The following is a 13,865-nucleotide window of genomic DNA, read 5'->3' on the forward strand; positions in this document are numbered from 1 at the left end:
TAGGAGAATCCTATGTCCTTTATTGATCGTCATCTCGGCCCCCGTTCCGCAGACGCAGAGCAGATGCTCGAAACCCTGGGATACTCTTCCCTGGATGCGCTGATGGACGCTGTTGTCCCCTCGCAGATTCGCCTTGACGGCGAATTGCAGTTGCCTGCTCCGCTGTCGGAGCATGAGGCTCAGGCAAAGATTGCCGGCTATGCTGCGAAGAATAAGGTTCTCGCCCAGATGATTGGTGCCGGATACTACGATGCAGTAACTCCCGCGGTTCTGCGCCGTAACATTCTGGAAAACCCCGGTTTCTACACTTCTTACACCCCGTACCAGGCTGAGATTTCTCAGGGCCGTCTGGAGGCTCTGCTGAACTTCCAGAACACCGTGATGGAGCTGACCGGCCTGGAGATTGCAAACTCCTCCCTGCTGGATGAGGCATCCGCAGTAGCTGAGGCAGCTGTCATGATGCACCGTGCGAACCGCAAGGTGAAGAATGGCTTCTTCGCGATTGACTCCCGTTGCCTGCCTCAGGTTATTTCGGTGACTCGCGGCCGTGCAGAGATGCTCGGCATTCCCTTCGTCATTACTGATTTCTCTGAGGGTCTGCCTGAGGGCGACCTGTACGGTATCGTCCTGGCGTACCCCGGCAATGAAGGCGATATTCGCGATATTGAGCCGCTGATTAAGGCCGCTAAGGAGCGTAACGCCCTGGTCACTGTGGTCGCTGACCTGTTGGCTCTGACCCTGCTGAAGTCTCCGGGTGAGCTGGGTGCTGATATCGCAGTTGGTAACACTCAGCGTTTCGGTCTGCCCTTCTTCTTCGGTGGCCCCCACGCTGCGTACATGGCTGTTCACAAGGGCATGGAGCGTACCATGCCTGGCCGTCTGGTGGGTGTTTCTAAGGATTCGGCTGGTAAGCCTGCGTACCGTCTGGCTCTGCAGACTCGTGAGCAGCACATTCGCCGTGAGAAGGCTACTTCCAATATTTGTACTGCTCAGGCTCTGCTGGCGATTGTTGCTGGTGCTTACGCGATGTACCACGGTCCTGAGGGTCTGCGCGCTATCGCGAACCGCCTGCACACTAATGCCGCTCGTGTTGCTACCGCGCTGAAGTCTGCGGGCTACGGTATCGCTCACGATACTTTCTTCGACACCGTCGTGGTGGAGGCTGCTGGCCGTGCCGACGAGCTGGTTGCGAAGGCTCTGGAAGCTGGCGTGAACATCCGCCGCTTCGACGAGAACCGCATCGGTATTTCCGTGGGTGAGTCTCACGGTGAGGAGCTGCTCAAGGGCCTGGTTGAGGCTCTGGGCGGCACCCTGGGTGAGGCAGATGCACAGTACGATCTGCCCGCTGAGCTGCTGCGTACCGATGACTACATGCAGCACCCGATTTTCCACAAGTACCGTTCCGAGACCGAGATGATGCGCTACCTGCGTCACCTCGCTGACAAGGATCTGGCACTTGACCGCACCATGATTCCGCTGGGTTCGTGCACTATGAAGCTGAACGCGGCCGCTGAGATGGAGCCCATCTCCTGGCCTGAGTTCGCGAACATCCACCCGCTGGTCCCGGAGAATCAGGCTGAGGGCTGGCACGAGCTGATTAAGGATTTGAGCGAGTGGCTGGTTGCTATTACCGGTTACGATGCTATCTCGCTGCAGCCGAACTCGGGTGCGACCGGTGAGTACGCTGGTCTGCGCGCTATCCGTTCCTTCCATGAGGCTAACGGTGACCACGAGCGCGATACCGTCCTGATTCCGCTGTCTGCTCACGGCACCAACGCGGCATCTGCTGCTCTGGCTGGTCTGAAGGTTGCCGGTGTGGCAACTGCGGCTGACGGTTCGATTGATGTTGACGACCTGAAGGCAAAGATTGAGAAGTACGGCCCCAAGGTTGCCGGCATCATGATTACCTACCCTTCCACTCACGGTGTGTTTGAGGAGCAGGTTGCTGAGGTTTGCCAGCTGGTTCACGAGGCTGGCGGCCAGGTGTACCTGGATGGCGCGAACCTGAACGCTCAGATGGGCTTCGCTCAGCCCGGTAAGTTCGGCGGCGACGTTTCGCACCTGAACCTGCACAAGACCTTCTCCATTCCTCACGGTGGTGGCGGCCCCGGTGTTGGCCCGCTGGCTGTTCGTGAGCACTTGGCGAAGTTCCTGCCCGGCGACGCATACCGCGCTGATGCTGAAGGTAAGCTCCCCAACGATGCTGCACTGCCGATTTCTCAGGCGTTCTTCGGTTCTGCCGGTGTTCTGCCGATTAGCTGGATGTACATTGCGATGACTGGTGCTCAGGGTCTGAAGGACTCTTCGCAGTACGCGGTGCTGAACGCTAACTACATTGCGAAGAAGCTCAACGACAAGTACCCGGTGCTGTACACCGGCCCCGGCGGTCTGGTCGCTCACGAGTGCATCCTGGATCTGCGTCAGCTGACCGATCAGTCTCATGTGACCGCTGAGGATGTCTGCAAGCGTCTGATGGACTTCGGCTTCCACGCTCCGACTCTGGCGTTCCCGGTTCCGGGCACCCTGATGGTTGAGCCGACTGAGTCTGAGTCGAAGGAAGAGCTGGACCGTTTCATTGAGGCAATGGAGACCATCTACGACGAGATTATCGAGGTGGCTGAGGGCAAGGTCGCTGTGGAGGATTCGGTTCTGCGCAACGCACCGCACACCGTTGATGTGGTAAGCGCTGATGAGTGGGATCGCCCCTACAGCCGTACCCAGGCAGCTTTCCCGGTTCCGAGCCTGCGCGCTAACAAGTACTTCACTTCGGTGGGTCGTATTGATGGCGCTGGCGGTGACCGTAACTTCGTGTGCGAATGCCCCCCGATGGAGGCTTTCGATCTGGAAGCATAAGGAGCCTATAACGCTCCTGGGTAGGCTGTAGCGGTCTACCCGCCTCACCCGTCCTCAGATTTCTGGGGACGGGTGGGGGTCGCCTCCGCAGCGTATCTCGTGTCTGTGGGGGTGAACTAAATCTACGACGATTGAACGATAACAGCACAAGGCTGTGCGTGAGGAGAACCTAATGTCCCCCAAGAAGACCTCCCTGTACCCGGTTCACGAGAAGCTGGGCGCTTCTTTCACCGACTTTGGTGGCTGGGATATGCCCCTGAAGTATGCTAACGACGTTGCTGAGCACGAGGCTGTCCGTACTCGTGCCGGTATTTTCGACCTGTCTCACATGGGTGAGTTCCGTGTGACCGGCCCGGATGCGGGTGCGTTCCTGGATTACGCTCTGGTGTCGAACATGTCCATCCTGAAGGTCGGTAAGGCAAAGTACTCGATCCTGGTCAACGACAAGGGCGGCGTGATTGACGACCTGATTACTTACCGTCTGGGCGATGAAGAGTTCATGGTTGTTCCGAACGCTGCGAACATTGACACTGACTTCGCGGCGATGAGCGAGCGCCTGGGTGATTTCAACGTTGAGTTTGTGAATGAGTCGGAGCAGACTTCTCTGGTGGCTGTTCAGGGTCCTCGTGCTGAGGAGATTCTGCTGGCTGCTGGCGTGTCTGATGAAGAGGCTGTCCGTGAGCTGAAGTACTACGCTTCGGTACCGCTGACTGTTGCCGGCGTTGATGTTTTGCTGGCTCGTACCGGTTACACCGGTGAGGATGGCTTCGAGCTGTTCGTTCCGAATGAGAACGCTGTTGAGCTGTGGGATAAGCTGGCTGCTGCCGGTGAGCCTTTCGGTATGATTCCTGCCGGTCTGGCTTCTCGTGACTCCCTGCGTCTTGAAGCTGGTATGCCGCTGTACGGTAACGAGCTGGGTCTTGAGATTACTCCGTTTGAGTCCGGTTTGGGTCGCCTGGTTGAGATTGCTCTGGAGAAGAAGGCTGCTAACTTTGTGGGTCGTGAGGCTCTGACTGAGTTGGCTAAGAGTGAGTCGAAGCGTATCCTGGTTGGTCTGAAGGCTCAGGCGAAGCGTCCTGCTCGTGCCGGTTCTAAGCTGGTGGATGCTGAAGGTAATGAGATTGGTGAGGTTACCTCCGGTATTCCTTCCCCGACTTTGGGCTTCCCGATTGCTATGGCGCTGGTGAACCGTGAGTTCTCTGAGGTTGGCTCTACTGTGGATGTTGATATCCGCGGTAAGCGTGCTCCGTTTGATGTTGTGGCTCTGCCGTTCTACAAGCGTGAGAAGTAAGAGTTTTTCTGCAGATAATCTGTAGGGTAGAGGCGTCGTGTCCCGTGTGGGCACGGCGCCTTTTCTGCGCCGTGAGGTGGGCGTTGAATAGCGAGGGAGGGCGTGAGGTGTTCTGAACCTTAGTTTGTGATGGTTCTGAAGTGCGTTAGGATTAGAGCGGCCAGTCAAGGGTGATTGTCCGCACTTATAGACCGCAGATTGATGTGTGGTTCCTCCATTCAGGGGCGCGTATCTTTTGGTGCGGTGCACAGACATTATTTATTTGAAGGACAGAATGTGGCTATTAACCAGAGCGCGCCCAGCAGCGCCCAGAAGAAGGCAGAGGCTCTGCCGTATGACATCAGTGTTTTTGAGATGTTCAGCGTTGGTGTGGGCCCTTCGAGTTCGCATACGGTGGGGCCGATGCGCGCTTCGAACCGTTTTGTGGCGGAGCTGATTGATGAGGGTCTGCTGGACCGTGTGACGGGTGTGCATGTTGATTTGTATGGTTCGTTGGCGGCTACGGGTGCTGGTCACGGTACGATGAGTGCTGCGTTGAAGGGCCTGTGTGGTTTTGTTCCGGAGACTATCAATATCGCTGATTCTGAGGCGATGATTGAGCGCAATAGCGTGGATGGTACTTTGCCGCTTGCTGGTTACCCGTCCTCTGCGTACGGTGTGACTGCGCCCGGTGGTGAGGAGCAGAAGGTGTACGGCCCGGTGGTGAATTACCGTGAGCTGGATATGACTCTGCGTCCGTTGACGGTTCTTCCGCGCCATACGAACGGTATGAAGATTGCGGCGTTTGCCGGTGAGCAGCTGCTGTTGGAGCGTACCTACTATTCCATTGGTGGCGGTTTCATTGTTGAGGGTGATGAGGAGGCGACCGGTGGCGCGTCGCTGATGAACCCTCCGTATCCTTTTGGTTCGGCGGCTGAGCTGCTGGAGATGGCGAATGAGGCTGGGTTGTCGATTGCGCAGTTGAAGATGGCGAATGAGTGTTCGCTGCGTTCTGAGCAGGAGGTCCGCGATGGCATCTTGCATATCTACCGCGTGATGAAGGAGTGCATCGGTTCTTCGTTGGCACGTGTGGGTTATTTGCCGGGCCCGCTGAAGGTGCGTTGCCGTGCGGGCGCGTGGCATCGCGATTTGATGGTGGAGGATCCTTCGAAGTCTCCTGAGTTCGCTATTGACTGGGTGAATCTGATTGCTTTGGCGGTCAATGAGGAGAACGCTTTTGGTGGTCGCGTGGTGACTGCCCCGACGAATGGTGCTGCGGGTATTATTCCGGCGGTGTTGCATTATGCGATGAACTACACGCAGGGTATTCGCCATTGCGGTCAGGCTGCTCGTGATCAGGCGGTTGTTGATTTCTTCTTGGCGTCTTCTGCTGTGGGTGTGCTGTATAAGAAGCGCGCGTCGATTTCTGGTGCTGAGGTTGGTTGCCAGGGTGAGGTGGGTAGTGCTTCCTCAATGGCTGCAGCCGGTTTGGCACAGGTGATGGGTGGTACTCCTGAGCAGGTTGAGAATGCTGCTGAGATTGCGATGGAGCACAACCTGGGTCTGACCTGTGACCCGGTGGGTGGTTTGGTACAGATTCCGTGTATTGAGCGTAATGCGATGGCGGCGTCGAATGCTGTGACGGCTGCTCGTATGGCGTTGCGTGGTGATGGTACGCACCGTGTGTCGTTGGATCAGGTGATTGAGACGATGCGTCAGACCGGTTTGGATATGTCTCACCGTTATAAGGAGACGTCTATGGGTGGTTTGGCTGTGAATGTGGTGGAATGCTAGGTGCAGGCTGTGGCAGGTTTGCACTCCTGATGAGGGTGTGGTAGACAGAAGGGATTTCTTCCTGTATCGTTAGTATTTACGCTTTCCCTAACCTTTGTGCCTTCATATAGCGGTGGGCACGGGCTGAAGGTGACGTTTTTCCGTCCGACTCTATAGCTTCGAGCACCGTTCTATTCGGGGGCTGAGGTTGTCGTGTCGCCGGTAATGTCGCCGGGAGGCTGATTGCTAACAGACATGTCTGTGGAAGGATCCCCATTTTGGTCGCTTCGAGCACCTCTAACCATGACGCCGCTAACGGCGCAGAGAACGTCTCGCGCCGAATTTCATTCGCGAAGATTAACGAACCGCTGAAGGTTCCCAACCTGCTTGCTATCCAGACTGATAGCTTCGACCGCCTCGTGGGTAACGAGCGCTGGGCGGAGCGTCTGGAAAAGGCGCAGGCTGCTGGTGACACTTCTGTCCCCGCTCAGTCCGGTCTGGCTGAGATTTTTGAAGAAATCTCCCCGATCCGTGACTTCCAGGAGACTATGCAGCTCTCCTTCTCTGAGCCTGAGTTTGCTGACCCCAAGTACTCTGTTGAGGAGTGCAAGGACCGCGACGCAACCTACTCGGCTCCGCTGTACATTAAGGCTGAATTCATGAACCTCGCTACCGGCGAGGTCAAGCAGCAGACCCTGTTCATGGGTGACTTCCCCCTGATGACCGAGGCCGGTACCTTCGTTATTAACGGTACTGAGCGTGTGGTCGTTTCTCAGCTGGTGCGTTCCCCCGGTGCTTACTTCGAGAAGGCTCCGGACCGTACCTCCGATAAGGACATTTACTCTGCCCGCGTGATTCCTTCCCGCGGCGCATGGTTCGAGCTTGAGATTGATAAGCGCGACCAGGTTGGCGTGCGTCTGGACCGCAAGCGTAAGCAGTCCGTGACTGTTCTGCTGAAGGCTCTGGGCTGGACCGAGTCCAAGATTCTGGCTGAGTTCGGTCAGTACGACTCCATCCGCGCAACCCTGGAGAAGGACTCCGTCAAGGACCGCGACGAGGCTCTGCTGGACATCTACCGCAAGCTGCGTCCGGGCGAACCCCCGACGGTTGAAGCTGCCCAGGCTCTGCTGGACAACATGTACTTCACCCCGCGCCGCTACGACCTGGCGAAGGTTGGCCGTTACAAGCTGAACCGTAAGCTCGGTGTGGACGTTCCCATGGATTCCCCCGAGGCTTCCGTTCTGAGCCAGGACGACATCGCTCAGATGATTCGTTACCTCTGCGCTCTGCACGCAGGCGAGACCAGCATCCCCGGCGTCCGTGACGGCGAGGAGATCTCCCTCAAGATTGATATCGACGACATCGACCACTTCGGTAACCGTCGTATCCGCACCGTGGGCGAGCTGATTGAGAACCAGATCCGTACCGGTCTGTCCCGTATGGAGCGCGTGGTTCGCGAGCGCATGACCACCCAGGACGTGGACGCTATCACCCCGCAGTCCCTGGTGAACATTCGCCCCGTCGTGGCGGCTATCAAGGAGTTCTTCGGTACTTCTCAGCTGTCGCAGTTCATGGACCAGAACAACCCGCTGGCAGGTCTGACCCACAAGCGTCGTCTGTCCGCACTGGGCCCGGGCGGTCTGTCCCGTGACCGTGCAGGCATGGAAGTTCGAGACGTCCACCCCTCGCACTACGGTCGTATGTGCCCCATTGAAACCCCTGAAGGCCCGAACATTGGTCTGATTGGTTCGCTGGCAACCTACGGTCGTATCAACTCCTTCGGTTTCATTGAGACCCCCTACCGCGTGGTGACTGACGGCCGCGTGACCGATGAGGTCCGCTACCTGACCGCTGACGACGAGAAGTCTGTTGTTATCGCACAGGCAAACGCACCGCTGAACGCTGACCGCACCTTCGCTGAGAACGAAGTTCTCTGCCGTGCGGGCGATGGTTCTGGCGAAGCTGTTCTGGTTGCTCCCGGCGCCGTTCAGTACATGGACGTCTCCCCGCGCCAGATGGTGTCTGTTGCTACCGCTCTGATTCCTTACCTGGAGCACGACGACGCTAACCGAGCACTGATGGGTGCTAACATGCAGCGTCAGGCTGTGCCCCTGCTGGAGTCTGAGGCTCCCGTGGTTGGTACCGGTATGGAGAAGTACGCAGCACTGGACTCCGGTGACTCCGTGCTCGCGAAGAAGCCCGGTGTGGTTTCCTCCGTGGACGCTAAGACCGTTATCGTCCGTAACGACGACGGCTCTGTCTCCACCTACCCGATCATGAAGTTCTCCCGCTCGAACCCGGGTAACTGCTACAACCAGCGCGTTGTGGTGAAGGAAGGCCAGCGCGTCGAGTACCGCGACGTTATTGCTGATGGCCCCTCCACCGACGGCGGCGAGCTGGCACTGGGTAAGAACCTGCTCGTGGCGTACATGCCGTGGGAAGGCCTGAACTACGAGGATGCGATCATCCTCTCCCAGCGCATGGTTTCTGAGGACGTGCTGACTTCGATTCACATTGAGGAGCACGAGATTGACGCCCGCGACACCAAGCTGGGCCCCGAGGAGATTACCCGCGACATTCCGAACGTGTCCGAGGATGTTCTCTCGGCTCTGGACGAGCGCGGCATCATCCACATCGGTGCTGAGGTTGAGGCTGGCGACATCCTCGTCGGTAAGGTTACCCCCAAGGGCGAGACCGAGCTGACCCCCGAGGAGCGCCTGCTGCGCGCAATCTTCGGTGAGAAGTCTCGCGAGGTTCGCGACACCTCCCTGAAGGTTCCTCACGGCGAGTCCGGTACCGTCATCGGTATCCGTATCTTCGACCGCGAGAACAACGATGAGGACGATCTGCCCCCGGGCGTGAACCAGCTGGTCCGCGTGTACGTGGCTCAGAAGCGTAAGATTACCGACGGCGACAAGCTCGCAGGCCGCCACGGTAACAAGGGTGTTATTTCCAAGATCCTGCCGATCGAGGATATGCCCTTCCTGGAAGACGGTACCCCCGTGGACGTTATCCTGAACCCGCTGGGTGTGCCCGGTCGTATGAACATTGGTCAGGTTCTGGAAGTCCACACCGGTTGGCTGGCTAAGCAGGGTTGGAAGATTGAGGGCGAGCCCGAATGGCTCAAGCACATGCCGAACTTCCCGAAGGAATCCGGCCCGACCCGCCTGGCAACCCCGGTGTTCGACGGTGCCCACGAGGACGAACTGTTCGACCTCATGGATCACTCGAACCCGAACCGCGATGGCGACCGTCTGATCAACCGTTCCGGTAAGGCACGTCTGATTGACGGCCGTTCCGGTGAGCCGTTCCCGGACCCGATTTCGGTTGGTTACCAGTACATCCTGAAGCTGCACCACCTGGTGGATGACAAGATTCACGCTCGTTCCACCGGTCCGTACTCGATGATTACCCAGCAGCCCCTGGGTGGTAAGGCGCAGTTCGGTGGTCAGCGCTTCGGTGAGATGGAAGTGTGGGCGCTGGAGGCATACGGCGCCGCATACACCCTGCAGGAAATCCTGACCGTCAAGTCCGATGACGTGGCGGGCCGTGTGAAGGTTTACGAGGCTATCGTGAAGGGCGAGAACATCCCTGAGCCGGGTATCCCCGAATCCTTCAAGGTTCTTATCAAGGAAATGCAGTCTCTGTGCCTGAACGTCGAGGTGCTCTCCACCGACGGCAAGATTATTGAGATGAGCGACTCGGAGGAAGAAGGCTTCCGGGCAGCAGAAGATATGGGCGTGAGCCTGACCCACGACGAGCCTAGCTCCGTCGACGAGGCATAAGCACCGCCTCCTTCTAGGGTGGGGAACCCCGCATGCGCTCGCGTGCGTTGTGGGGTTCCCGCCCGCTAACCCAAGTCTTCAGAAACTTACAGAAAGAGATTAGGACCGATATGTCCAACGAATCTTCGCTTGGTTTGATGCGAATTGGCCTCGCCACCGCCGACGACATCCGTCGTTGGTCCTTTGGTGAGGTTAAGAAGCCCGAGACCATCAACTACCGTACCCTGAAGCCCGAGAAGGACGGCCTCTTCGACGAGCGTATCTTCGGCCCCACCAAGGACTGGGAGTGCTACTGCGGTAAGTACAAGCGCGTGCGCTTCAAGGGCATTGTGTGTGAGCGCTGTGGTGTTGAGGTGACCCGCTCTAAGGTACGTCGTGAGCGTATGGGTCACATTGAGCTGGCTGCTCCTGTTACCCACATTTGGTACTTCAAGGGTGTTCCTTCCCGCCTGGGTTACCTGCTGGATCTGGCTCCGAAGGACCTGGAGAAGGTCATTTACTTCGCTGCGTACATGATCACTAAGGTTGACGAGGAAGCTCGTCACGAGGATCTGCCGATGCTGCAGGCTGCTCACGACCGTGAGAAGCAGGAGCTTGAGGCTGCTCTGAACGCTGACGTGAACGCTATCAGCCGTGAGGTTGAGGCGGAGCTGGCTCGTATTGAGGCTGAGGGCGGCAAGGCTGCTGAGAAGCGTAAGCTGCGCGATAACGCTGAGCGTCAGCTCGCGTCGGTGCGTAAGCGCTACGAGCGTGAGGCTGAGCACCTGGATCGTGTGTGGGATCGCTTCAAGAACCTGAAGGTCGCTGACCTTGAGGGCGATGAGGCTCTGTACCGTTCCATGATTGATAAGTACGGCCTGTACTTTGAGGGCGCTATGGGCGCAGAGGCTATTAAGAAGCGTCTGGAGTCCTTCGACCTGGAGGCTGAGTCTGAGGCTCTGAAGGAGATTATTCAGACCGGTAAGGGTCAGAAGAAGACCCGCGCTCTGAAGCGTCTGAAGGTTGTTAACGCCTTCCTGACCACTAACAACTCCCCGCTGGGTATGGTCCTGGATGTTGTTCCGGTTATTCCGCCGGAACTGCGCCCGATGGTTCAGCTGGATGGTGGCCGTTTCGCGACCTCCGACCTGAACGACCTGTACCGTCGTGTGATCAACCGTAACAACCGTTTGAAGCGTCTGCTGGAGCTGGGTGCTCCCGAGATTATCGTGAACAACGAGAAGCGTATGCTGCAGGAAGCTGTGGACTCGCTCTTCGATAACGGTCGTCGCGGTCGCCCGGTGACCGGCCCCGGTAACCGCCCCCTGAAGTCTCTGTCTGACATGCTGAAGGGTAAGCAGGGTCGTTTCCGTCAGAACCTGCTCGGTAAGCGTGTTGACTACTCGGGTCGTTCCGTGATTGTGGTTGGTCCTCAGCTGCAGATGCACCAGTGTGGTCTGCCCAAGCAGATGGCGCTGGAGCTGTTCAAGCCCTTCGTTATGAAGCGTCTGGTGGAGCTGAGCCACGCTCAGAACATTAAGAGCGCTAAGCGTATGGTTGAGCGTTTCCGCCCGCAGGTTTGGGACGTGCTGGAAGAGGTTATTGCTGAGCACCCGGTTCTGCTGAACCGTGCACCTACTCTGCATCGCCTCGGTATTCAGGCGTTTGAGCCGAAGCTGGTTGAGGGTAAGGCTATTCAGCTGCACCCGCTGGTTTGCTCCGCGTTCAACGCTGACTTCGATGGTGACCAGATGGCAGTTCATCTGCCGCTGTCTCCTGAGGCTCAGGCTGAGGCTCGTATCCTCATGCTGTCCTCGAACAACATCCTGAAGCCGTCGGATGGCCGCCCTGTGGCTGTTCCTTCGCAGGATATGATTATTGGTCTGTACCACCTGACTACTCCTCGCGATGGTCAGAAGAACGAGGGTCATGCATTCTCCTCGGTGTCTGAGGCTCTGATGGCGATGGATCGTCATGAGATTGAGCTGTACACCAAGGTGAAGATTCGCCTTGATGGTGACCAGTTTGTTGCTCCCGAGGATTGGGAAGCACCGGAGGGTTACCAGCCCGGCGATTCTGTGCTGCTGGACTGCACTGTTGGTCAGGTTCTGTTCAACCAGGCTCTGCCGAAGGATTACCCCTGGTTCTCTGGCGTGGCAGATAAGAAGGGTCTGGGTAGCCTGATTAATGATCTGGCTGAGCGTTACCCGATGGATGTTGTGGCTCGTGCCCTGGATAACCTGAAGAACTCCGGTTTCTACTGGGCTTCTCGTTCGGGCGTGACCGTGGCTGTTTCCGATATTGCTACTCCTTCTGAGAAGCCGGCAATTATGGAGCGCTACGAGAAGCAGGCTGCTGCAATTGAGGACGACTTCGAGATTGGTACCATCGATGACGAAGAGCGTCGTCAGGAGCTGATTAAGGTTTGGACCGAGGCTACCGACGTGGTTGCAGAGGCTATGCGTGAGAACTTGAGCTCTCACGGTGGTCTGAACACCATTTACCGTATGGTGACCTCCGGTGCACGTGGTAACTGGATGCAGGTCCGTCAGATTGCGGGTATCCGTGGTCTGGTGTCGAACCCGAAGGGTGAGATTATGCCTCGCCCGATTAAGTCCTCGTACCGTGAGGGCCTGTCGGTTCTGGAGTACTTCATCGCGACCCACGGTGCACGTAAGGGTCTGGCTGATACCGCGCTGCGTACCGCTAACTCGGGTTACCTGACTCGTCGTCTGGTGGACGTTTCGCAGGACGTTATCGTTCGCGAGCACGACTGTGGCACTCGCCGCGGTTTGGTTCTGCCTCTGATTGATGAGGATGGCGGTCTGCACCAGGATGTTGAGACTTCAATTCACGGTCGTACCCTTGCGGTTGACGTGAAGGATGAGGCTGGCAACGTTCTGGCTGCTGCTGGCTCCGATGTCTCTGATGAGCTCATCGAGAAGCTCTTCAAGGCAGGCGTGAAGGATGTTCGCGTCCGTTCGGTTCTGACCTGTGAGTCCGCTATTGGTGTGTGTGCACTGTGCTACGGTCGTTCGATGGCTTCGAACGTGCTGGTGGACATTGGTGAGGCTGTTGGTATTATTGCGGCTCAGTCGATTGGTGAGCCCGGTACCCAGCTGACCATGCGTACCTTCCACACCGGTGGTGTGGCTTCGGCTGACGATATTACTCAGGGTCTGCCCCGTATTCAGGAGCTGTTCGAGGCTCGTACCCCCAAGGGTGTTGCCCCGATTTCTGAGGTGTCTGGTCGCGTGACCATTGAGGATACCGAGAAGTCCTACAAGATTGTGGTGACCCCGGACGATGGTTCCGAGCCCCAGTCCTACACTGTTCTGCGTCGTGCAGCTTCTAAGCTGCAGAACGGCGATCACGTTCAGGTTGGCGATCAGCTGGCTACCGGTTCTGTTGATCCGAAGGAGGTTCTGCGTATTCGTGGTCCTCGTGAGGCTCAGAAGCACCTGGTGAGCGAGGTTCAGGGCGTGTACAAGTCGCAGGGTGTGGAAATCCACGACAAGCACGTTGAGGTTATTGTTCGCCAGATGCTACGTCGCGTGACCGTGATTGAGTCCGGTGATACCGATCTGCTGCCTGGTGAGCTGGTTGATAACATTGCTTTCCAGACTGCTAACCGCAAGGCACTGGTTGAGGGCAAGAAGCCCGCAGCTGGCCGTCCGGAAATGATGGGTATTACCAAGGCTTCGCTGGCTACCGAGTCCTGGCTGTCGGCGGCCTCCTTCCAGGAGACCACCCGTGTCCTGACTCAGGCTGCTATGGAGGCGAAGACTGACCCGCTGCTCGGCCTGAAGGAGAACGTGATCATCGGTAAGCTGGTTCCCGCCGGTACCGGTCTGGCACGTTACAACGATATTGAGGTTGAGCCCAGCCCCCAGGCTACTGCTGAGCGTATGCAGGCTCTGGACACTTTCGGTGGTTACCAGAGCGCGTTCCAGATGGATAACGAGGTGTACACTTACGGCAACGGCGGCTTTATGGCTGTTTCGCTGGATGAGTACGGTCGTGGTCTGGACTAAGGCTTCTGCCATGAGGGGCAGGTTGGGGGTTTAGGCTCCCGGCCTGGTCCTTGATAAAGAACGCGGATACTCGAGTTTGTCTCGGGTATCCGCGTTCTGTGTTTAACGAATAGGTGGGGGAGGGTGGCATTCTTTTAAGCGGTACTTTAATATTCTTTATCCTTCAGGGGA

Annotated in this window: 5 protein-coding genes; all 5 read left to right on the plus strand. The window is 57.5% G+C overall.

Annotated features, from left to right (window positions below; all coding sequences use genetic code 11):
• Window positions 1-12 precede the first annotated feature (12 nt).
• The 5 genes from gcvP (at window position 13) to HMPREF2710_RS00790 (ending at window position 13,694) form a co-directional block, all read left to right on the plus strand.
• Window positions 13-2,853 (plus strand): aminomethyl-transferring glycine dehydrogenase, encoded by a 2,841-nt coding sequence (gene gcvP, locus HMPREF2710_RS00770; protein WP_012903038.1) that lies wholly within the window; start codon window positions 13-15, stop codon window positions 2,851-2,853.
• Window positions 2,854-3,025: 172 nt separating this feature from the next.
• Window positions 3,026-4,144, plus strand: coding sequence for a glycine cleavage system aminomethyltransferase GcvT (gcvT, locus tag HMPREF2710_RS00775; protein WP_049341124.1), 1,119 nt, complete (start codon window positions 3,026-3,028; stop codon window positions 4,142-4,144).
• A gap of 276 nt (window positions 4,145-4,420) precedes the next feature.
• Window positions 4,421-5,917: an L-serine ammonia-lyase gene (locus HMPREF2710_RS00780; RefSeq protein ID WP_070506930.1), complete on the plus strand. Its 1,497-nt coding sequence runs from the start codon at window positions 4,421-4,423 to the stop codon at window positions 5,915-5,917.
• A gap of 257 nt (window positions 5,918-6,174) precedes the next feature.
• Entirely contained in the window at window positions 6,175-9,681 is a 3,507-nt protein-coding gene (rpoB, locus tag HMPREF2710_RS00785) for a DNA-directed RNA polymerase subunit beta (RefSeq protein WP_005504932.1), read from the plus strand.
• Window positions 9,682-9,791: 110 nt separating this feature from the next.
• Window positions 9,792-13,694: a DNA-directed RNA polymerase subunit beta' gene (locus HMPREF2710_RS00790; protein ID WP_070599017.1), complete on the plus strand. Its 3,903-nt coding sequence runs from the start codon at window positions 9,792-9,794 to the stop codon at window positions 13,692-13,694.
• Window positions 13,695-13,865: the final 171 nt, after the last annotated feature.

The sequence above is a fragment of the Rothia sp. HMSC069D01 genome, from assembly GCF_001810135.1.
Classification (GTDB): domain Bacteria; phylum Actinomycetota; class Actinomycetes; order Actinomycetales; family Micrococcaceae; genus Rothia.

Coding starts and splice junctions, on each gene's coding strand:
- gcvT (WP_049341124.1), top strand. CDS start 3,026: ATGTCCCCCAAGAAGACCTCCCTGTACCCGGTTCACGAGAAGCTGGGC.
- HMPREF2710_RS00790 (WP_070599017.1), top strand. CDS start 9,792: ATGTCCAACGAATCTTCGCTTGGTTTGATGCGAATTGGCCTCGCCACC.
- gcvP (WP_012903038.1), top strand. CDS start 13: ATGTCCTTTATTGATCGTCATCTCGGCCCCCGTTCCGCAGACGCAGAG.